General features: G+C 70.7%; 21 protein-coding genes. 5 read left to right on the plus strand and 16 right to left on the minus strand.

Annotation, left to right across the window (positions count from 1 at the left end):
* Positions 1 to 96: 96 nt before the first annotated feature.
* The 7 genes from VGB75_15400 to VGB75_15430 all read right to left on the minus strand — a co-directional run bounded on the left by VGB75_15400 (position 97) and on the right by VGB75_15430 (position 7,621).
* Entirely contained in the window at positions 97 to 591 is a 495-nt protein-coding gene (locus VGB75_15400) for a hypothetical protein (protein HEY0168427.1), read from the minus strand.
* A 150-nt stretch (positions 592 to 741) separates the two neighbouring features.
* Entirely contained in the window at positions 742 to 2,298 is a 1,557-nt protein-coding gene (locus tag VGB75_15405; GenBank protein HEY0168428.1) for a uroporphyrinogen-III synthase, read from the minus strand.
* The gene (gene hemC / locus VGB75_15410; protein ID HEY0168429.1) at positions 2,295 to 3,239 is read right to left on the minus strand and encodes a hydroxymethylbilane synthase; all 945 of its coding nucleotides are present in this window, start codon (positions 3,237 to 3,239) and stop codon (positions 2,295 to 2,297) included. The genes VGB75_15405 and hemC overlap by 4 nt, the downstream gene beginning before the upstream one ends.
* Positions 3,239 to 4,708: a glutamyl-tRNA reductase gene (locus VGB75_15415; protein ID HEY0168430.1), complete on the minus strand. Its 1,470-nt coding sequence runs from the start codon at positions 4,706 to 4,708 to the stop codon at positions 3,239 to 3,241. Before VGB75_15415 ends, hemC begins: the two co-directional genes overlap by 1 nt.
* Entirely contained in the window at positions 4,705 to 5,514 is an 810-nt protein-coding gene (locus tag VGB75_15420) for a redox-sensing transcriptional repressor Rex (protein HEY0168431.1), read from the minus strand. The genes VGB75_15415 and VGB75_15420 overlap by 4 nt, the downstream gene beginning before the upstream one ends.
* 240 nt (positions 5,515 to 5,754) lie before the next feature.
* Positions 5,755 to 6,003, minus strand: a complete 249-nt coding sequence (locus VGB75_15425; GenBank protein HEY0168432.1) for a glutaredoxin family protein — start codon at positions 6,001 to 6,003, stop codon at positions 5,755 to 5,757.
* Positions 6,004 to 6,007: 4 nt separating this feature from the next.
* On the minus strand, positions 6,008 to 7,621 hold the full coding sequence (locus tag VGB75_15430) for an AMP-binding protein (protein ID HEY0168433.1): 1,614 nt from the start codon (positions 7,619 to 7,621) through the stop codon (positions 6,008 to 6,010).
* Between the two features lie 261 nt (positions 7,622 to 7,882).
* Here VGB75_15430 and VGB75_15435 point away from each other — a divergent pair, with 261 nt between their 5' ends.
* The 3 genes from VGB75_15435 to VGB75_15445 all read left to right on the plus strand — a co-directional run bounded on the left by VGB75_15435 (position 7,883) and on the right by VGB75_15445 (position 11,008).
* A complete protein-coding gene (locus VGB75_15435) occupies positions 7,883 to 8,680 on the plus strand; it encodes a sigma-70 family RNA polymerase sigma factor (GenBank protein ID HEY0168434.1) in 798 nt (265 codons plus the stop codon).
* 123 nt (positions 8,681 to 8,803) lie between these two features.
* Positions 8,804 to 10,111, plus strand: a complete 1,308-nt coding sequence (locus VGB75_15440; protein HEY0168435.1) for a DUF5667 domain-containing protein — start codon at positions 8,804 to 8,806, stop codon at positions 10,109 to 10,111.
* Positions 10,112 to 10,168: 57 nt separating this feature from the next.
* Positions 10,169 to 11,008, plus strand: a complete 840-nt coding sequence (locus VGB75_15445; protein ID HEY0168436.1) for an HAD-IB family hydrolase — start codon at positions 10,169 to 10,171, stop codon at positions 11,006 to 11,008.
* Between the two features lie 125 nt (positions 11,009 to 11,133).
* Here VGB75_15445 and VGB75_15450 read toward each other — a convergent pair whose 3' ends face one another.
* The 6 genes from VGB75_15450 to VGB75_15475 all read right to left on the minus strand — a co-directional run bounded on the left by VGB75_15450 (position 11,134) and on the right by VGB75_15475 (position 16,627).
* Entirely contained in the window at positions 11,134 to 12,081 is a 948-nt protein-coding gene (locus VGB75_15450) for a lysophospholipid acyltransferase family protein (GenBank protein HEY0168437.1), read from the minus strand.
* On the minus strand, positions 12,074 to 13,174 hold the full coding sequence (locus VGB75_15455) for an NAD-dependent epimerase/dehydratase family protein (protein HEY0168438.1): 1,101 nt from the start codon (positions 13,172 to 13,174) through the stop codon (positions 12,074 to 12,076). Before VGB75_15455 ends, VGB75_15450 begins: the two co-directional genes overlap by 8 nt.
* A gap of 299 nt (positions 13,175 to 13,473) precedes the next feature.
* Positions 13,474 to 13,572 carry an AURKAIP1/COX24 domain-containing protein gene (locus tag VGB75_15460; protein HEY0168439.1) on the minus strand — a complete coding sequence of 33 codons (99 nt, stop codon included), beginning with the start codon at positions 13,570 to 13,572 and terminating at the stop codon, positions 13,474 to 13,476.
* Between the two features lie 813 nt (positions 13,573 to 14,385).
* Positions 14,386 to 14,589 carry a helix-turn-helix domain-containing protein gene (locus VGB75_15465; GenBank protein HEY0168440.1) on the minus strand — a complete coding sequence of 68 codons (204 nt, stop codon included), beginning with the start codon at positions 14,587 to 14,589 and terminating at the stop codon, positions 14,386 to 14,388.
* Positions 14,590 to 14,792: 203 nt separating this feature from the next.
* Positions 14,793 to 15,617, minus strand: coding sequence for a pyrroline-5-carboxylate reductase (gene proC / locus VGB75_15470; protein HEY0168441.1), 825 nt, complete (start codon positions 15,615 to 15,617; stop codon positions 14,793 to 14,795).
* A 77-nt stretch (positions 15,618 to 15,694) separates the two neighbouring features.
* Positions 15,695 to 16,627, minus strand: a complete 933-nt coding sequence (locus VGB75_15475; protein ID HEY0168442.1) for a Ppx/GppA phosphatase family protein — start codon at positions 16,625 to 16,627, stop codon at positions 15,695 to 15,697.
* 94 nt (positions 16,628 to 16,721) lie between these two features.
* On the opposite strand from VGB75_15475, the gene VGB75_15480 reads away from it, so the two are divergent.
* Entirely contained in the window at positions 16,722 to 17,576 is an 855-nt protein-coding gene (locus VGB75_15480; GenBank protein HEY0168443.1) for a hypothetical protein, read from the plus strand.
* Positions 17,577 to 17,586: 10 nt separating this feature from the next.
* Here VGB75_15480 and VGB75_15485 read toward each other — a convergent pair whose 3' ends face one another.
* From VGB75_15485 to VGB75_15495, 3 genes are all read right to left on the minus strand, one after another.
* The gene (locus tag VGB75_15485) at positions 17,587 to 17,820 is read right to left on the minus strand and encodes a hypothetical protein (protein HEY0168444.1); all 234 of its coding nucleotides are present in this window, start codon (positions 17,818 to 17,820) and stop codon (positions 17,587 to 17,589) included.
* 174 nt (positions 17,821 to 17,994) lie between these two features.
* Complete coding sequence (locus tag VGB75_15490) at positions 17,995 to 18,675, minus strand: response regulator transcription factor (GenBank protein HEY0168445.1); 681 nt, start codon at positions 18,673 to 18,675, stop codon at positions 17,995 to 17,997.
* On the minus strand, positions 18,672 to 19,913 hold the full coding sequence (locus VGB75_15495; protein ID HEY0168446.1) for an ATP-binding protein: 1,242 nt from the start codon (positions 19,911 to 19,913) through the stop codon (positions 18,672 to 18,674). The genes VGB75_15490 and VGB75_15495 overlap by 4 nt, the downstream gene beginning before the upstream one ends.
* A gap of 144 nt (positions 19,914 to 20,057) precedes the next feature.
* Between VGB75_15495 and phoU the strand changes: the two genes are divergently transcribed.
* Positions 20,058 to 20,747, plus strand: a complete 690-nt coding sequence (gene phoU, locus VGB75_15500; protein HEY0168447.1) for a phosphate signaling complex protein PhoU — start codon at positions 20,058 to 20,060, stop codon at positions 20,745 to 20,747.
* The last annotated feature ends 311 nt before the right edge of the window (positions 20,748 to 21,058 follow it).

Raw genomic sequence — 21,058 nt, forward strand, 5'->3', positions numbered from 1 at the left:
CCGCAGGCGGCGCCTCGACTGTCTGGGACGCACCACGTCCCACGCTAATGGGTCTCGCGCGCGGTGGGGGTGGGCCAGGAGTCCACCGGCCGGTCGTCAGGTCTCCCGCTCAGACGCGTCGCCCGAAACCCATTCCGGCTCGATGGTCAGGCCGGCACGCTCGTCGTACCAGGCCGCGGCGCTGATCCGCCAGCCGGCCGACGTCCGTATGAATTGCAACGTCTTCATGCCTCGTCCGGTGAAGGATTCACCGTCTGAGATGCCTTGCTTGGCATAGCTGCAGAAGTGCTGCGCGACATCGCCGAACACCTCGGTGCGCCCGATCAGCTCCCACTCACTGAAGTCGAGCAGCCTGCCGCCGGCCAGCAATGCCTGCCGGGGCGCGATGAAGCTGTCGACGGTGTAGACGGTGGGTTCGCCACCGCAGGTCCGGATGATCACCGCTGTAGGAAGGAACGCCTCGCGGAGCGCGTCGAGCCGGACGGCGCTGTCCGCTCCGGAGGTGAAGGCGGCGAAGAATCTCCGTACGAGGTCTGCGATGGCGCTCCGGTCAGCGGCCTGGACGCTGTGGTACGGCTCGTTGCTGCTCACAACCGCTCACCGTAGCGAGGGGTTGCGCCGATGACCTCTCATCACAGCGACGTCCAGAAAGCGAAGCGGGCGCCGGCCACAGCGCCCGAAGGCCTGCGAACGGCGCCCGCTCGAAACAGCGAGCTGCCAGCGAACTTCCTGCGAACCGAGCTACCGAACCGTGCGGCTGCGCGCGGTGGAACGCGACCGGCGGGCCGGCGCGGCGGCCGCCTTCTCACGCTCTTCCTCGGCCCGCTTGACCGCGAACTCGGCCAGCGCGTCGATCAGCGACGCCACGTTCGCGGTCTCGGGCTGCACGTCCACCCGCAGGCCGAACTCGCGCGCCGTAGCCGCGGTCTGCGGCCCGATGCAGGCCACCACCGTCTTGTTGTGCGGCTTGCCGGCGATGCCGACCAGGTTGCGCACCGTCGAGGACGAGGTGAAGCAGACCGCCTGGAAGCCGCCGGACTTGATGGCGTCGCGGATCTCGGCCGCCGGCGGCGCCGCCCGAACCGTCCGGTAGGCCGTCACGTCGTCGATCTCCCAGCCGCGCTCGCGCAGGCCCTCGGCCAGCGTCTCGGTGGCGATGTCGGCCCGCGGCAGCAGCACCCGGTCGATCGGGTCCAGCACGTCGTCATACGGCGGGAAGTCGGCCAGCAGGCCCTCGGAGGACTGCTCGCCCGACGGCAGCAGCTCCGGCAGGATTCCGAAGGCGCGCACCGCCTCGGCGGTCTGCTCCCCGACGCAGGCGATCTTCACGCCGGCGAAGGCGCGGGCGTCCAGGCCGAACTCCTCGAACTTCTCCCGGACCGCCTTGACGGCATTGGTCGAGGTGAACACGATCCACTCGTACCGGCCGGTGACCAGGCCCTTGATCGCGCGCTCCATCTGGGTGGGCGTGCGCGGCGGCTCGACCGCGATGGTCGGGACCTCGACCGGCACCGCGCCGAAGTCACGCAGCCGCTCGCTCATCGCGCCGGCCTGCTCCTTGGTGCGCGGCACCAGGATCTTCCAGCCGAACAGCGCGCGGGACTCCCACCAGGCCAGCTTCTCGCGCGAGGCGACGGCCTTGCCGATGCTCAGCACGACCGGCCCCTGCATGCCCGCGGCCGACAGCTCGGCCTCGGCCAGAGTCCCGGCGACGGTGACCTGAGCGGTCGTGGTGCCGGCGCAGGTCACCGCCATCGCGCTGTCGGGCTTGAGACCCGAGGCCACCAGTTGCTCGGCCACCTGGCCCACCTCGGCGGCGTCCAGGGTCAGCACCAGGGTGCCGGGCGCCGCTGCCAGGGCCTCGAAGTCGACCGGCTGACCCTGCCGCAGGTCGGCCTCGGTGTGCAGGGCGCCCACCGGCACCCCGGCGTAGCTGGCGGTCGCGGCAGCCACCGACAGCGACGGCACCACCTCGAAAGGCACCGCGGTCTTGCCGACGGCCAGCGCCTCGCGGGTGACGGCGTCGGAGGCGAACGGATCACCCGACACCACCCGAACCACCACCGCGCCGTTGCGGGCCTCGGCCAGCAGCGCCTTGGCGACGTCGGCCGGCGCCGAGTCGGCCGGGCGGATCTCGCCTGCTATCAGAGCCCGCACCGCGCCGGTGACCGAGTCATCGACATAGGCCACCTCGGCCGATGCCAGCACCTCGACGGCGCGCACGGTGAGCAGTCCAGCGTCGCCCGTGCCGGTGCCCACGAAGGACACCTTGCCGACGGACTTACGCGCTCGGGTCATTTCGAGCTCCCCATCATGATGTTCGCGCCGAGATCGATCAGTTCAGCGGCTAGCCGCTGCCCGATCTTCTCGGCAGTGTTGAGTGGGCCGGAAGCCGACAACCGGACGGCGTCACTGCCGTCGATCGCGGTGACCGAACCACGAAGGAAAACTTCGAGCAAGCCGTCATCACCCTCGGTGATCTCGGCCAGTGCCCCCACCGGGGCGGTGCAGCCTGCCTCAAGGGCAGTGAGCAACGACCGTTCGGCAGCGACTGCCGCCCTGGTCGCGTGGTCATCGAGCGGCGCCAGCAGCGACCGGGCGTCCTCGTCGGACTCCCGGCACTCGACAGCGAGCGCGCCCTGCGCGGCTGCCGGCAGCACTTGAATGGGATCGAGCAGTTCGGTGATGGCCTCGCCGCGACCCAGCCGGTGCAGGCCGGCCACCGCCAGCACCACCGCGTCGAGCTGATCTGCCCCGCTGCCCACCCGGGACAGCCGGGTGTCGACGTTGCCGCGGATCGGCACGATCTGCCACCCGCGGTCCAGCGCGTTCAGCTGAGCGGTGCGGCGAGGTGAGCCGGTGCCGATCCGGGCGCCGGGCGGCAGCTCGAGCAGGCTCAGCCCGTCCCGCGCGCACAGCGCGTCCCGCGGGTCCTCACGCGGCGGCACCGCGGCCAGCGCGATACCGGGCGCCGGAGCAGTCGGCAGGTCCTTGAACGAGTGCACCGCGACGTCGATCTCGCCGGCCAGCAACGCCTCGCGCAGCGCGGAGACGAACACCCCGGTGCCGCCGATCTGCTCCAGCGGCTGCGCCGAACGGTCGCCCTCGGTGGAGACCAGGACGACCTCCACCGGCACGTCGGGGTTGCTGCCTGCGAAGGCGTCGATCACCAGCTGGGTCTGGGTGCGGGCCAGCAGGCTGGCACGGGTGCCGATCCGAAGGGTGCGAGTCATCGTCATCAGCCGGTCACCGTCCCGGGACCACCCGGCGCGTCAGCGCCGTCCGAACCGGCAGCGCCGTCCGAACCGGCAGCGCCGTCCGAACCGGCAGCGCCCTCCGAACCGGCAGCGCCGTCCGAACCGTCCGAACCGTCGGCCGTGCCGTCGTCGAAGGGGTCGGCGTCCAACGGCTCCGAGCGCCGAACCGCGGTGACCGAGCCCGGCCGGGCCGGGTCGAGGTCGAACAGCTCGCGCAGCGCGGCCGCGTAGGAGTTGCCCTCCGGCGTGGCGGCCAGCTCCTTCACCCGCACAGTCGGGGCGTGCAGCACCTTGTCGACGGCGCGGCGGACCGCGCTGGCCAGCTCGTCGCGAACGGAGGGCTCCAGGCCGGGCAACCGGCTGTCCAGCCGCAGCAGCTCGCTGTCCACCACCTGAGCCGCTCGGGCCCGCAGCGCGGTGACGGTCGGCGCGACCGCTCGCACCTGCTGGCTGGTCAGGTAGCTGCGCAACTCGGTGGCCACGATCGCCATCGCCGACGCCACCTCGGCGTCGCTGACCATCGCCCCGGAGCTGCGCAGCACGTCCAGGTCGACGTAGTGGACCTCGGCCATCAGCGAGACCGCCGGGTCGACGTCGCGGGGCAGCGCCAGGTCGAGCACCACCAGCGGCCGGCCGGCGCGCGGGTGCACGTCGGGCCCCTCAACCACCAGGCCGGTCGCCCCGGTGCACGAGATCAGCACATCGGCACGGGCGATCTCATCGGCGAGGCGCTCCCTGGAGCCGACCTCGCCGCCCAAGCTCTGCGCCAGCCGCTGAGCGCGCTCGACGCTACGGTTGATCACCACCACGTCGAGGCCGGCGCCGCCGGCAAGCCGCTGCAACGTCGCGCCTGCCAGGGCGCCCATCGAGCCTGCGCCCAGAATGACGAACCGCTTGCCGACCAGCCGGTCGGCCCCGCCCATGGCCTCGGCCGCATGCTGCAGCGCCACGGACACCACCGACGCGCCGGCCCGGTCGATGCCGGTCTCGGTGTGCACCCGCTTGCCGACTCGCAACGCGGTCTGGCTCGCCTCGTGCAGCACCTTGCCGACCGTCCCGGCCTGGGTGCCGGTCGCGTAGGCGTGGCGCAGCTGGCCCAGGATCTGGGACTCGCCGACCACCATCGAGTCCAGGCCGGCCGCGACCTGCAGCAGGTGGTCGGCAGCGGCCTCGTCGAAGTGGACGTAGAGGTGATCGCCGAGCTCGGCCACGCCCATGCCGGCGATCCGGGCGAGCGTGGTCGAGATGTCGACCACGGCCGGGTGGAACCGGGCGACGTCGGCGTAGATCTCGATCCGATTGCAGGTCGAGAGCACGATGACCTCGGAGATGGACTCGCTGCGGTGCAGCTCGTCCAGGACCTTCGTCAGCTCGTCGGGCGGGATGCTGGCGCGCTCCAGCACCCGGACCGGAGCGGAGTGATGTGAGAGACCGACCACAAGCAGGGTCACCGAGCCACCGCCACCTTGCTGATCGGGTCGGCGGCCACGGTCGCGGGGTCGGCCGACCCGGCGGTCGGCTCGCCGGGGCTCGAGTCGGCGGTCTGCGCGCAGTCCGCCCGGCCGGCCTTGCGGTTGTCGTGGAAGGACAGGATCTGCAGCTCGGCAGCCAGGTCGACCTTGCGCACGTCGACATGCGGCGGCACGTTCAGCACCGTCGGCGCGAAGTTGAGGATCGAGGTGACGCCGGCCGCCACCAGCCGGTCGCAGACGTCCTGCGCCGCCGCAGCCGGCACCGCCACCACGGCGATCGCGATGTTCTCCCGCTTGACGACCTCGTCGAGGGAGTCCACGTGTTGCACGGTCAGCCCACGCAGCCGGGTGCCGACCAGGGCCGGATGGGCGTCGATGAGCGCCGAGATCCGAAAGCCTCGGGAGGCGAAGCCCGCGTAACCGGCCAGCGCCTGCCCCAGGTGCCCCAGCCCGATCAGGGCGACGGCCCGGTTCTGGTGCAGGCCGAGGGTCTTGCGGATCTGCTCGGTGAGCACCGAGACCTCGTAGCCGACGCCGCGCACCCCGTAGGACCCCAGGTAGGACAGGTCCTTGCGCAGCTTGGCCGAGTTGACGCCGGCCGCGGTGGCCAGCGACTCCGAGGAGACAGTGGCCACTCCGTGCTCGCCCAGGCCGGTCAGGGCACGCAGGTAGACGGCCAGCCGGGCCACGGTGGCCTCTGGGATCGACCGCTGATCGGTAGCCGTGACCGACCGCTGGTCAGCGTGGTCGCCGACCGCGTTCAGCTGATGTGGCTGGGCGATCATGTGCTCCTCGAAACGGACCGGTCACGGCAGTAGCCGTAGCCCCCCGAGAGGAAGGCAGACCGGTGTGGTAAAGGGGTAGACAGCGATGAACCGTACGCCTTTGTGAAGGCATTCACAAAATCGCTGACCCGTGTGGTAAGAGCATGCTGAGCGTCGTCCGGCGCGGCAACTCATCCACTGCCGGCTTGGCCGGAACCGGCCTGCCCGGCTGGTCCGCGCCCGGCCTCGACCGCGCGCGGTTCACCGTTGCAGGGCAGCCCGAAACCGTGCCTCTTCCAGCCGCCAATAGCCGTGCTCAGCGCCGTCTATGAGGATCACCGGCACCCGCTCGGAGTACTCGTTGGCCCGGGCCCGGTCAGCGTCGACGTCCAGCAGCTGCAGCTGGAACCCGAGCTCCTCGGACAGCGCGGCCAGTTGCCGTTCGGCGTCGGCGCACAGGTGGCAGCCGTCCCGGGTGATCAGGGTGACGTGACGCTGGTGAGCGGCCATGACGTCAGAGCCGCCCGGCGGGCTGGTCGGTGACCGCCCGCAACCGCCACTTCATCACCTTGCCGGTGGCGGTGTGCGGCAACTCCGCCACCTCGATGATCTGCTTGGGCAGCTTGAACCGGGCCAGCGACCGCGCCGCCTGCTCGAGCAGCTCGTCCGGGTCCAGCACCGCGCCCGGCTCGGGCACCACGTAAGCCACGATCGCCTCACTCATCTCGCCCTCGCTCACCCCGAGGATCGCGACCTCGGCGACTCCGGGCAGCTTGCTGAACACCGCCTCGACCTCGGCGGGGTAGACGTTGAAGCCGTTCACCAGCACCAGGTCGCTGCGCCGGCCCACCAGGTAGTAGTCGCCGTCGTCGTCGGCCACCGCCAGGTCGCCGGTGCTGAACCAGCCGTCGGAGCCCGGGCCCTCAGTCGCGTCGGGCCAGTAGCCGAGGAACAGGTTGGGCCCGCGCACCTCGAGCATTCCCAGGTCGCCCACCTCGACGGCCTCGCCGTCGCTGTCGACCAGCCGCACCTCGACGCCGGGCAACGGCCGTCCGACCGAGCCAGCCTTGGGCTCTGCCCAGTTGTCCGGGCCCGCCGGCGTCAGGTTGAGGCTGATCACCGGAGCGGCCTCGGTCAGACCGTAACCCTCGAAGAGCGGCACCCCCACGGCCGCGTAGCGGGCGACCAGCGCCGCAGACAGCGGCGCCGAGCCGGACAGGGCGAACCGGACGCCGGCGAAGCCGTCGGCCAGGTTGGGCTGCTCGGCCCACATCGCGAACTCCACCGGCGCGCCGATCACCACGGTGGCCCGCTCCTCGCGCAGCTCCTCGAGGCTGGCGACCGCGTCGAACTTCGGCGCCAGCACCACGCTCGCGCCGAAGTACAGGGCCAGCCCCAGGCCGGCGTTGAGGCCGAAGACGTGGAACAACGGCAGCGGCAGGTAGATCCGGTCCTGCGCGCTGATCGGCGCCGGCTGCAGGTCCGCCACCTGGGCGAGGTTGGCCAGCAACGCGCGCGTCGGCAGCATCGCGCCCTTGGGCAGGCCTGAGGTCCCGGAGGTGTAGAGCAGCACGGCCAGTTGCTCGCCGGTGCGGTCCAGGTCTCGCGGCGGGCCGTCCGGGGCGGCCCGGCCGCTGGCCAGCAGCTCGGTCACGGTGGGCAGGTCCTCGGCTCCGGACCGGGCGGCGATCACGATCTGGCTCAGCTGCGGGTGTCCCTGGTACAGCTGGTCGGCGGCGGCGACCGCGGCCACCGACGAGGTGACCAGCATCCGGGCGCCTGAGTCAGTGAGGATGTGGTCCAGCTCGGCCAGCGTGTAGCCGGGGTTGACCGGCACGATGACCAGGCCCGCCTGCAACGCGGCCAGGTACACCGCGACGAACTCGGCGGTGGTGGGCGCCTGGATGGCCAGCCGGTCATCGGGCCGCATGCCGGCGGCGACCAGACCGGCCGCCAGGTCTGCCACGGCCTGGCGCAGCTCGAGCCACGTCCAGCGGTGCTCGGCGTCGATCAGCGCGACCTCGGCCGGCCGATCCGCCGCGGCCCGCTCCAGCAGGTCGCCGAATGTCGACGGGCCGTGGGCCTGGCTCGGCCCGCCCGATGGCCACGCGCGCGACTGGACAGTCACCCAGACCTCCTGAACTTCGGCACCGGTCGTGCGTGGGCCGGTTCGATTACAAGCTACTGACGGGTACGCCAGGACGCCAGGCAAGCCAGTCTGACTGCGCCGGCCCAGATATTCAACAGAGAGTAATCACTTGGTACTCGTACTGGAACGTTTGTGCAGGTACCGTCCAAGTCACGAAATGGCCCGCCCCCGACGGCGTGCGCCTGACCGCCTAACCACGGAAGCGGGGCCTGGCTGATGAGCGTCCCCGGCGTGGCTGCGGTGAGTCCCGCGGTAGCTGCTCAGGGCTGGGTTGAACTCGCCCGGCTGGTGGCGTGGGCGGTGCAGGACTGGGCGCGCACGTCGATGGACGCAGTCGAGTCGGCGGTTGATCTTCCGCTGTCGGCCTCCCCACCCGGCGCCACCCGCGCCGGGCCGCCCAGTGCTTCCCACGAGTTCGGTCCGTCCAACGACCCGGCGCCGGAAAAGATACCGCTGCCCCGCGACAGGGACGCCTCAGAGGTCGAGGCTGAGCACGCCGCGATGTGGACCCTGGTGCGAGCGGCCCAGCAGGGCGACGGCGAGGCGTTCGGAAAGTTGTACGACCAGTACGTCGACGCGGTGTTCCGGTTCATCTACTACCGCGTCAACGACCGGGCGCTGGCCGAGGACTTCACCTCCGAGACCTTTCTGCGCGCGTTGCGACGGATCTCCTCGATCAACTACCAGGGCCGCGACATCGGCGCCTGGTTCATCACCATCGCCCGCAACATCGTCTTCGATCACACCAAGTCGGCTCGCTACCGACTCGAGTTGACCACCGGTGACCTCATCGAGGGCAACGACGTCGACGACGGCCCCGAGCTCGCGGTGCTGACCAATCTGACCAACGCCCGGCTGCTCGAAGCGGTCAACTCCCTGGGCGAGGAGCAGAAGGAGTGCATCGTGCTGCGCTTCCTCAACGGCCTGTCGGTGGCCGAGACCGCGTCGGTGATGGGCAAGAACGACGGAGCGATCAAGGCGCTGCAGCATCGGGCCGTCAAGAGGCTGGCCATCGTGCTCGGCGACGAGCTCCGGTGAGCCGGAGCTAATAGGCCCCGCTGGAGTAACCCCACGGGCCGGCTGTCGTTGAACGCAACGAAGCAGCCAGCATCGCCAGCCAGGCGTCACGGATGCTGAGCTGCGACGAGCCTGGAGGCTGCGATGGGTGCCGGCAGATCTGCCGCTCGGTGGGCCCGCGGTGACCGCGCGGCTGCCGGCTGCACTGCCGAGGCTGAACTCGTCCGCCGGTTGCGGGCGTTGCCCGGCCCCGTCCCCGAGCCTCAGTTCAGAGCCGAGCTGCGCGCCCAGCTGGTCGCCATCACCGCCCGAATCGTGTCCGAGTCACCAGCCGCTGAGCCCGCCACCGGTCCGAGCGCCCTCGCCGGCCGGCGGTCCCGCGCGGCCGGTGGCCGCGCCCTGCGCACGCTGCGCCGTCCGGCGCTGGCCCTGGCCGGCGCGTCGACGGTGCTGACGCTGCTGCTCGGCATGGCGGTCTGGATGTCGAGCGGGTCGCTGCCCGGCCAGTCCCTGTACGGCGTGAAGAGGGCCAGCGAGAACGTCCAGCTGTCGATGGCCAGCGGCGACGTCGCCAAGGGTCAGGCCTATCTGCAGCTGGCCGGTAACCGGGTGCGCGAGGCCGCTGACCTGCTCTCCCAATCGGCGTCCGCCGGCGGCAAGCTCAGCGCCGCTGGACAGCTCAGCCCGCGCACCGCGTCGCTGGTCACCGACACCCTCGACAGCGCCGACTCCGACAGCGTCAACGGCATGCGGCTGCTCGGCGGGGCCGCGGTGGCTCAGCTGTCGCGGGAGCCGCTGACCAAGATGAGCGGGTGGCTGCCCCCGCACCGAACCCTGCTGAGCCAGGTCCGGGACCGGATTCCGGCCGGCCCGCTGCGCACCCGCGCCCAGGCGTCGCTGCTGTTGCTGCAACGGATCGCCACCCGCACCGGTCAGCTCAGCAGCGCGATGGGCTGCTCGTGCCTGGCCCGGGCGGTGGCCGACGAGCTCGGCCCGGTCCCCTGCCGGGCCTGCGGCGCGGCGCCCAACCCGGCGCCCGGCGGCGCGGCTCCTGGTGGGGGCGTGAGTGCCCCGGCGCCGGTCCCGGGTCCCGGTCTGGGGTCGGCCGCCGGGCCGTCCGGGTCGTTGCCCACCCTGTCGTTGCCGGCCCTCGGCGGTTCAGGCAGCTCGGCCGGTCCCCCGGCCGGTCCGACGGCATCGCGACCGGCTGGTCCTGGCCTGCCGGCCACGTCCGGTCCCCCGGCCGCCCCGCCGGTGTCCTCACCGGCGGGCCCGGGGCTGCCGACAGCGCTGCCGTCCTCGCCGCCCTTCAGCTACCCGCCTCACCTACCCACCTCGCTCGGCCCGATCCTGACCGCACCCGCCAGCCCGCCGCTGACGCTGCCCGGGGCGGTCGACGGCTTGCCCGGCCTCGGCGTCCAGCCGTCACTGCCGGGTGTCTCACGCCCCTGACCCACTGACTACGCTCGGTGCTGCTCAGCGAACTTCCTCGCGTCGAAGGGGGCACCGATGCCTGGCCGTTCCACGGGGTCGGCAGTGCCCGAGGTCGAGCAGGCACTGGCCATCCCGGACCATCCTGAGGCTGCGGCGTTCTTCGACGTGGACAACACCGTCGTCGTAGGGGCCTCGATCTTCTACTTCGCCAAGGGGCTGGCGGCGCGCAAGTTCTTCTCCACCAGCGACCTGCGACGGTTCCTCTGGCAGCAGGTGAAGTTCCGGGCCGGCGGCGAGGCGCAGGACCACATCACCTCGGCCCAGGAGTCGGCGCTGGCCTTCATCGCGGGCAAGCCGGTCGCCGAGCTCGTGGCGATGTCGGAGGAGATCTACGACGAGACCATCGCCGCCAGGATCTACTCCGGCACCAGGGCGCTGGCCCAGCTGCACCTGGACGCCGGCGAGCGGGTCTGGCTGGTCACCGCGACGCCCGAAGAGCTGGCCAGGCTCATCGCCCGGCGGCTGGGGCTCACCGGGGCGCTGGGCACCCGGGCCGAGGAGCAGGACGGCCTGTTCACCGGACGGCTGCTCGGGGAGCTGCTGCACGGCGAGGCCAAGGCGGCGGCAGTCCGTGACCTGGCGTTGCGCGAGGGGCTGGACCTGGCTCAGTGCGCGGCGTACTCCGACTCCATCAACGACATCCCGATGCTGTCCCTGGTCGGCCGGCCGGTCGCGGTCAACCCGGACTCGGCGCTGCGCGACGAGGCCCGCCGGCGAGGCTGGGAGATCCGCGACTTCCGCACCGGACGCAAGGCGGCCCGGATCGGCGTGCCGACCGCTCTTGCCACTGCCGCGGCCGGCGGCGCGGTGGTCGGCGCCATGGCGATCGGCCGCCGCAGGAGCCCGGTCGCTTGAGGCCGTGAGCCCGAGCGGCCTCAGTGCCAGGCCGAGCGGCCTCACAGTGCCAGGCTGAGGGCCTCAGTGCCAGACCGAACGGCCTCAGTGCCAGACCGAACGGCCTCAGTGCCAGGCTGAGGGCCTCAGTGCCAGACCGAACGGCGCTGCATCAGCACCCGGTACAGGCTGCCCTGAATCTGCTCGCGAACCCGGTCGGTGATCTCGAAGACCAGCATCGGGTCCTCCGCCGCCTCGGGGCCGTACTCGGCGGTCTCGATCGGCTCGCCGAATTCGATGTGCCACTTGCTGGGCAGCGGTATCAACCCGAGCGGGCCCAACCAGGGAAAGGTCGGCGTCAACGGAAAGTGCGGCAGGCCCAGCACCCGCGCCAGCGTCTTGGCGTTGCCGAGCATCGGGTAGATCTCCTCAGAGCCCACGATCGCGGTGGGGATGATCGGCGCGCCGGTCCGCAGCGCCGCCGAGACGAACCCGCCGCGGCCGAAGCGCTGCAGCTTGTACCGCTCGGAGAACGGCTTTCCGATGCCCTTGAAACCCTCCGGCCAGACCCCGACCAGCTCCCCGGCGCCCAGCAGCCGCTCAGCGTCGGCGTGGCAGGCCAACGTGCTGCCGGTCTTGCGGGCGAGCGGCCCGAGCACCGGGGTGGTGAACACCAGGTCCGCGGCGAGCAGCCGCAGAAAGCGGTGGTTCGGCGTCTCCTCATGCACCGCGGTCGCCGTCATCACCCCGTCCAAAGCCCACAGCGCGCCAGCGTGGTTGGCCACGATCAACGCTCCTGAGTCGCCCGGCAGGTGGTGCGCGCCGGTCACCTCGGTGCGGAACCACTTGCGGTAGAGCTGGCGGGCCGCCGCCAGCACCGTCGCCTCGGTGAGCTCCGGGTCGAATCCGAAGTCATCGATCGGGTAGTCCCCGGTGACGCGGTGACGCAGGAACCTCAGACCGGCCGCGGCTCGGCGCTCCCACGTCGCGGCCTGGCTGTCGGCGGGCGGCTTGGGCGGCTGGCCCGGCTCAGCGCCCCGCGCCAGCGGCGCGCGCTCCTGCGGATGCAACCTGATCACCTGCGCCTCAGCCATGGCGAAGCCTCCTCGAAGACCTGATCGACGACACCGACGCCGTGGTGGGCGCGGCGTGCGGCGCAGTGGTGCGCAACACCCGGGCCAGCACCGACTCTCCCGCGTCGAGGACCGCCTCGGTGAGCACCGGCTGCACCGGCCGGCCGGTGAGGAAGGACTCGAAGGCAGCCGCGGTGGAGAACTGCGGCGTGTACCCGAAGACGTCTTTGAGCCGGTCGTTGGCGACGACCCGCCCGAAGTTCAGGAACTGCATCTGCTCGGGTGAGAAGTCGACGACGCCACTGCGACGGACCGCCCGGCCGACGAACGAGACGGCCGGGGCAGGCACCGGGACGGCGATCTTGCCGGCCCGCCGGATCGCCTGGCTGAGCAGCAGCACGCCGTCAGCGGCGACGTTGAAGGTCCCGGGCCGGTCGGAGGTGCTGGCCAGTCGCAGCACCTCGATGGCGTCGGTCTCGTGCAGCAACTGCAGCCGGGGGTCGAAGCCGAAGGCGGTGGGCACGATCGGCAGCTGGAAGTAGCGGGTCAGCGGGGTGTCGATGAACGGGCCGACGAAGTTGGCGAAACGCAGCAAGGTGACGTTGACGTCGGGGCGGCGGCGGGTGAACCCGCGCAGGTAGCCCTCGACCTCGACGGCGTCCTTGGCGTAGCCGCTGCGGGGCAGCGCCTTGGCCGTCATGTCCTCGGTGAAGATCGCCGGGTCCCGTGGGGACGTGCCGTAGACGGCGGTGGTGGACTTGACCACCAGCCGCCGGACGGTGTCGGAGTTCTGGCAGGCCGCCAGCAGCTGCATCGTGCCGATGACGTTCAGCTCTTTCATCGGCGTGCGGCCGCCGGCGCCGTGTGGGGTCGCCGTCACGGAGGCGTGCACGACGGTGTCCACCTCCGCCTGGCTGATCACGCGGGAGATCAGCGGGTTGCGGATGTCGGCCCGGACGAACTCGGTGCGGCCCAGCAGGTTCAGGTCGGCCCGGGCCGGCGGCACCGTGTCGACTCCGATGATCCGGTCGATGGCGGGGTCAGCAGACAGCCGACCGGCCAGCCTGCAGGCCAGATGCCGGCTCACGCCGGTGACCATGACGACCCGCGACATAGGACTCCTACCCAGGGATGTCGAGCTCTTGCCTGGAGCGACCCATGCTAGTCAGCCGGCTGGCAGCGCGCCTGCTGGCGGCCCGACGCTTGCAGGTCGGTGGTGGTCAGTGGCTTGAGTCAGCGGCGCGGCTTGAGTCAGCGGCGCGGCTTGAGTCAGCGGCGTGGGCCAGCGTCGTGGGTGCGTCAGCGGCTCGGGTCACCGGCGTGGGTGCGTCAGCGGCTCGGGTCACCGGCCGGAGACGCGAAAAGCTGGCTCCGGCGTCGGGACGCGGAGCCAGCTCACCACGGCGAAAGGAGTTACTTCTTGTTGCGGCGCTGAACGCGCGTCTTCTTCAGCAGCTTGCGGTGCTTCTTCTTGGCCATCCGCTTGCGCCGCTTCTTGATGACAGAACCCATTGCTTACCTCACCAACATGATCGACTCGCGTTACCGGACCTGAGCGACTTGGCTGAACTCGAATGACCTCGAAGTCACCTGCAGGTCATGCACGCGTCACTGGCTGGGAGCTTACCGTGCTGCGTCGGGCCTGATGACACCGCTGGCTGGGGGGTCTGCGACCAGCAGCCCCTCGCCCAGAGGACGGCTGTCCTGTCTGATGTGGGCGAGATGCCGCATACTTCTGGCTCATCCCCTGAAAGGAGCGACACGTGTCGAACAACAACTGGCCGAAGCTATCCAACTGGGACTGGTCGAAGCCATCCCACTGGAACCGGACGCCCCTCGCGACCTGGCATTGGCCCACTCCCTGACGCGGCCCCGCCCGACGCACGCCGCGCGTCATGCTGCCGCGTCGCCCTGACGACCGCTCAGCACGACGGTCCGCGACGGTAGCTCGCGACGGTAGCTGAGGTGACGGCCTCGACTAACCGTTCAGCAAGCCACGGGACGAAGACCGCCAGGTCAGCTGACCGGAGCTATCGCACCCCTGAAATCACCATTCGTCAAGGAGCGACATATGTCGAATTACAACTGGCCGAAGCCGTCCAACTGGAACTGGCCGTGCCTCGAGAACTGGGAATGGCCGTGTCCCGAGAGCTGGCATTGGCCCACTCCCTGACCCGCGCCCCCACCAGACGCACGCCGACCGTCATGCTGTCGCGTCGCCCTGGCGACCTCTCAGCATGACGGTCCGGGCACCGCTCAGCATGACGGTCCGGGCACCGCGCAGCCGGGCACCGCTCAGCCGGGCACCGCTCGTCCGGGCACCGCTCAGCCGGCCTCGAAGAAGGCGCTCTTGAGATAAGCCTGCACGGCCTTCTCGGGCACCCGGAAAGAACGGCCCACCCGGACAGCGGGCAGCTCGCCGGAGTGCACCATGCGGTACACCGTCATCTTCGAGACGCGCATCACCGCGGCCACCTCGGCCACTGTCAGAAAGCGCACCTCGCGTAACCCGTCAGGGGTCGTATTCATCTGTCACCGGACTCTCGGCACGTGACAGTGAGCCCGGCTTCCCGCCGGACAACCTGACACGCACGTGCTGGGCTGAGAGTAGCGGTACCGATGGTGCCCATGCGATACGTGTTCTTCACAAAGTGGATTCTTTTTTTCTTGAACCGGCGCGGCGGACCCCCGCCCGCGCGTGCCTGTGCTCACCAATGCCGGCGTTGCGCCGTTCACTCGGCGTCGGCGGCCCGGCCAAGCTCTGCCGAGCGGTTGCGGGCGGCTTCGATGGCAGCGAGGAAGGCCGCCCGGACGCCGTGGTTCTCCAGCTCGCGGATGGCTGAGATGGTCGTGCCCGCCGGGCTGGTGACCGCCTCGCGCAACTGCACCGGGTGCTCGCCCGAGTCGCGCAGCATCACCGCCGAGCCGACCAGCGTCTGCACGATGAGCTCGGCCGCCAGCGCCCGTGGCAGGCCCAGCAGGATGCCCGCGTCGATCATCGCCTCGACCAGGAAGAAGAAGTAGGCCGGCCCGCTGCCGGACAGGGCGGTCACCGCGTCCAGCTGCGACTCGGGCACCCGGACCACCCGCCCGACCGCCGACAGCAGCTCGTCTGCTCGCTGCAGGTGCGCCTGGGTCGCCCGGGAGCCCGCCGAGATGGCCGTCATCGCCTCGTCGACCAGCGCGGGGGTGTTCGGCATGCAGCGCACCACGGCGGGTCCGACAGGCAAGCCGCGCTCGATCCGCGCGGTCGTGATGCCGGCCGCCACCGACACGATCAGGTGCTCCTCGGTGACCAGCTCGGCCAGCTCCCGCAACAGCAGGTCGATGTCCTGCGGTTTCACGGCGATCAGGATCGTCGCGCAGGCCTTCGCGGCCTCGTCGACGTCCACCACCCGGATGCCGTAACGCTCGCTGAGGTAGCGGATCCGCTCGGGGTAGTGCTCGACCACCAGGATGTCCTCGGGGACCGCGCTCCCGCGCAAGAGGCCCGACAGCAGCGCCTCACCGATCTTGCCGCCGCCGATGATCGCCAGCTTGCCCGGGTTGCTCGTCATGAGGCCATCCTTCCAGCTGCCGCGCCCTGATGGCTTGCTGGAGGGCTGCGAGTGCCGCGCTGCCTAGCGGAGCCAGGTCAGGTCAGCGCGATCTGGTCCAGCCTGCGCAGGATCACGCCCTCGCGCAGCGCCCACGGAGACAGCTCGAACTCTTCGACGCCCAGCGCCAGCATGGCCTGCTCTGCCACCACCGCGCCGGCCATCGTCTGGTGTGCCCGAGCCGGCGACACCCCGTCGAGTTCGGCCAGGTCGGTGGCCGGGATCCGGGAGATGAAGCCGATGATCTGCCGTAAGCCGTTGATCTGCAGGCTGCGACGAACCCGTGGGCCGGCGCTGGAAGGCGCGGCGCCGGCCAACCGGGCCAGGGTCCGGAAGGTCTTGCTGCTGGCCACCACCCGGTCGGGCAGTCCGGTGGACAACAGCTGGCGGGCGGGGCCGGCGAGCTGGTCGGCGACGTGCTTGCGCAGCTCCTCGACCGAGCGCTTGGACGGCGGGTCGCCGTCGAGCCAGTCCCGGGTCAACCGGCCGGCGCCTAGCGGGATCGACAACGCGATCTCGGGAACCTCGTCGGCGCCCACCGCCAGCTCCAGTGAGCCGCCTCCGATGTCGAGGCAGAGCAACCGGCCGGCGCTCCAGCCGAACCACCGCCGCACCGCCAGAAAGGTCAGCACCGCCTCGTCCTCGCCGGTGAGCACCCGCAGCTCCACGCCGGTCTCTTCTTTGACCCGGGCCAGCACCTCGGAGGAGTTGCGGGCGTCTCGGACCGCCGAGGTGGCGAAGGCCAGCAACTCGTCGCACCGCAGCTCGGTGGCCTGCCGCCGCGCGCCCAACGTCGCGCCGACCAGCGCGTCAGCGCCCTCGACGGCGAGGTCCCCGCGCTTGTCGATGTGCTCGGCCAGCCTCAGCACGCTCTTGCGCGACAGCTGCGGCGTCGGCTGAGCGCCGAGGTGGGCGTCGACCACCAGCAGGTGGACGGTGTTGGAGCCGACGTCCAACACCCCTAGTCGCATGCCGGTCACGCTAGCCGATGACCGCAGCGCGAGAGAGCTGGACTCGGGCAGCCGTCCTGGCGACCCTCGCGTGCGGCGGGTTAGTCTCGCCGTTGTGCCTGCCAGCGCCCGCAACCTTCCTGTCATACAACCCGTCATACAACCTGCCCCCCGCGACCGCGAGGTGGGCCTGGAGTTCTCCAGGGAGTGGCTGGAGTTCAGCGACCCCGCCAATCCCGAACACCGGATCAGGGCTGACCTGACCTGGCTGTGCTCGCGCTGGACCTGCATCTTCGGCCGGGGCTGCCACGGCGTCATTGAGGGCCGGTCCGAGGACGGCTGTTGCAGCCACGGGGCGTTCTTCTCCGACGATGAGGACCTCAAGCGGGTGCGCGGCTATGCCAAGCAGTTGGACGCCGAGACCTGGCAGCACCACAAGGCGGGCCGCGCGAGGGGCATCACCGAGAAGGACTCGGTCGGTGATGAGGAGAACCGGGTCCGGACCAGGACGGTGGACGGCGCCTGCGTGTTCCTCAACCGGCCCGGTTTCGCCGGCGGCGAGGGCTGCGCCCTGCACGCGCTGGCCTTGCGCACCGGCCTGCACCCGCTGGACACCAAGCCGGAGGTCTGCTGGCAGCTGCCGGTGCGCCGTGAGCAGGAGTGGGTCACCAGGGCCGACGACACCCAGGTCCTGGTGTCGACGGTGACCGAGTTCGACCGGCGGGGGTGGGGCGAGGGCGGTCATGACCTGCACTGGTGGTGCACCTCTTCTCCTGAGGCCCATGTCGGCGCCGAGCCGCTGTACGTCAGCTACGCGCCTGAGCTCACCGCCCTGATCGGCCAGGCCGCCTACACCGAGCTGTCCAGGCTGTGCGCGCTGCGGCTGGCGCAGGGTCTGGTGGCGGTGCACCCCGCGACCGCCGCCGCCGGCCAGCCGGTGACCGGCCCCAACAAGGCCGTCGCCGGTTAGCGGCGCCGGCTCAGGCAGCCACAGCCAGCGAGCGGCCGGCTTGGGCCGGCTCTTCGGCCCAGCAGAACAGGCACTCGATCTGCAGCCCGCGATGCGCGCCGGTGAAGTGGTCGGCGGCCACTGCGGCGCAACCGTCGCACTCGCCGTTGAAACCCTCGCGGTCCGGGTTGAACCGGGCGCCGCAGTCGGCATTGACGCAGCAGGCGGTGTCGGCGCCGTACTCGGCGCTATCGATGTCGGACATCGGCTTGCTCACCTCCACAAGTTGACTGAAGCGAACCCTCGCACCGACCTCTGACATTTTCGCTCGGCGGCTGTCGTGACCGGCCGCGACGCGCCGACGGCCGGCAGCACCCTCAGCCGTCGGACGTCACGCCTCAGCCGTCGAACTTGTAGCCCAGCTGTCGAACAGCACGCCTCAGCCGTCGAACTTGTAGCCCAGCCCCCGCACCGTCAGCAGGTGCTTCGGGTTGGCCGGGTCCGGCTCGATCTTGGCCCGCAGCCGCTTGACGTGGACGTCGAGGGTCTTGGTGTCACCGACGTAGTCCGAGCCCCAGATCCGGTCGATGAGCTGCCCGCGGGTCAGCACCCGCCCGGAGTTCCTCAGCAGCAGCTCGAGCAGGTCGAACTCCTTGAGCGGCAACGCGACCGTCGCGCCGTTCACCGCCACGGTGTGCCGTTCGACGTCCAGCCGGACCGGGCCTGCCTCGATCGTGGAGCTCAGCAACTCCTCGTTCTCCGCGCCCCGGCGCAGCACCGCCCTGATCCGGGCGAGCAGCTCCCGGTGGGAGAACGGCTTGGTCACGTAGTCGTCGGCGCCCAGCTCCAGGCCGACCACCTTGTCCACCTCGGAGTCCCGGGCGGTCAGGATGATGATGGCGACGTTGGACTTCTGCCGCAGCGAACGGCAGACCTCGGTCCCGGACAGCCCCGGCAGCATCAGGTCCAGCAGCACGAGGTCAGCGCCATCGCGTTCGAACTGGCGCAGCGCGTCCGGGCCGGTCTCGGCGACCGACACCTCGAAGCCCTCACGGCGCAGCATGTAGGACAACGGGTCCGAGATCGACTCCTCGTCCTCGACGACCAGTACCCGGGTCACCGGGCCCCCTTTCGTGGCAGTGCCTCTGCTGGCAGTGCCTCTGCTGGCAGTGCGGCAGCGGGAAGCTGAGCTGGACCGGCCACCTGAGCGCGACCGGCCAGCGGCAACCGCATCGTGAAGGTCGAGCCGGCTCCCAGCGCGCTCCACACCGACACCCGGCCGCCGTGGTTGGTGGCGATGTGCTTGACGATCGCCAGGCCCAGGCCGGTGCCGCCGGTGGCCCTGGATCGGGCCTGGTCCACCCGGTAGAACCGCTCGAACACCCGGTCCAGGTCGGTTTCGGCGATTCCGATCCCCTGGTCGGCGACGGCGATGTCGACCCACTCGCCGCCCTCCTCGTCGATGACCAGGCGGCTGGTCACGCTGACCTTGGTGTCCTGCGGGCTGTAGGCGATGGCGTTGTCCACCAGGTTGCCCAGCGCGGTGCTCAGCTGGGTCTCGTTGCCGCGCACCTGCAGGCCAGGTTCGGTGCGCTCGGCCACCGTGATGCCGGTCTGCTCGGCGAGCAGCCGGCTGCGGTCCACCGCCTCGCCGACGATCTGATCGACGCTGATCAGCGCCTGCCCGGGCAGCGCCTCGGCCCCCTGCACCCGGGACAACTCGATCAGCTCCTGCACCAACCGGCCCAGCCGCGAGCCCTCGCGTTGCATCCGTCCCGCGAAGCGCTGCACCGCCTCAGGGTCATCAGCCGCTTCTTGAACCGCCTCGGCGAGCAGGGTCAGGGCGCTGACCGGCGTCTTGAGCTCGTGGGAGACGTTGGCGACGAAGTCCCGGCGCACCAGTTCCAGCCGCCGAGCGTCGGTGATGTCGGAGAATCGCAGGACGACCGAGCCGACCCGCCCGCCGTCGCGCAGCGGCATGGCACGCACCAGAAAGCTCACGTGCTCCGGACCCCGGCCGGGCGTGGACAGGTCCACAGTGACGCTGTCGGCCACGCCGGAGTCGGTCACCGACCGCACCAGCTCTGACAGCACCGGCATGGTCAGCCGATCACCGTCGACCACCCGCATCCGCCGCGCGACCGGGTTGGCGAAGATCGCCGTCTCGTCCCGGTCGAGCACCACCACCCCCACGTCCAGCGCGCCGAGGGCCCGCGAGGCCAGGCTCGCAGCCGGAGCCGGCGGTGAGGTTTGGCCGGGAGCGAGCTCGACGGTGCTGCGGCGCACGAACAACGCCGCGGCGAAGGCCGACACCGCCGCTCCCAGAAGGAACGCGACGACGGCCACCTCAAAGCCCACGAATCGCATCCTACGGTCGGGGGCCGGGCCCTGACGCGGCTCAAGCCCCCGGGGAGCCGGGCGTCATCTGTTGTTCACTCACCGGCTGCCCGGCATTCATTCCCACCGCCCGCGGCAGACACCTCAGGCGCTGAGGCTGGCCGCATGCGCGACCTCTATCACGACGAGCTGGACCAGATCGGCAACAGCCTGGTGGCCATGACGCATCTGGCCGGCACCGCGATGCAACGGGCGACCGAGGCGCTGCTGACCGGTGACCTCAACGGCGCCGAGCGGGTGGTCAGCGATGACACCGCCATCGACGCGCTGCGCGCCGACCTGGAAGCGCGGACGTTCCTGCTGCTGTCGCTGCAGCAGCCGGTGGCGACCGACCTGCGGGTGCTGGTGACCACGCTGCACCTGGTCGCGGATCTGGAGCGGATGGGAGACCTCGCGCTGCACGTGGCCAAGGTCGCCCGGATGCGGCACCCCGACCTCGCGGTGCCGGTCGAGCTGCGTGACGTGATCTCGCAGATGGGCACGGTGGCGCTGTCGCTGGTGGACAAGGTCGCCGAGGTGATCAAGGGCCGCGACGTCGAGCTGGCGCAGGCGATCGAGGCCGAGGACGACTCGATGGACGCCCTGCACCGCAAGCTGTTCACCCAGCTGCTGGCCGACACGTGGTCCCATGGCACCGAAGCCGCGATCGACATGACCTTGCTGGGGCGCTACTACGAGCGCTACGCCGACCACGCCGTCGGGGTCGCGCGCCGGGTCGTCTTCATCGCGACCGGCGCCATGCCGGCCGGCTCGGCCGCGGTCAAGCAGCCACCAGCGGGCTCATCGACCCTGTGACGGTCCGGCCGCCCAGTCCGCGGCTGGAAAACGCAGTGATTCTGAAAACGCAGTGATTCTTCGGTGCGCTTAAGCGACCGGCCAGTGCCAGTTGTTCATGACGAACCCCCTTCCAGGCTGATGACAGTGCTGCACCGACCACGCGGACGAAGTCACGCCGGCACTTCTGCAGGTCGCGCGGTGCAAGCTGACTACCCAGCTGTGACGGAACTACCGTTCTAGCAAGCTAGAACTACAGGTTCCCCAGGATGGCCTGATGCGCAGTGGGTGGGCATCCGCTTAGTAAGATAGACATTCCGCGCATCCAGTTT

This window comes from Jatrophihabitans sp., assembly GCA_036399055.1.
Classification (GTDB): Bacteria; Actinomycetota; Actinomycetes; order Mycobacteriales; family Jatrophihabitantaceae; genus Jatrophihabitans_A.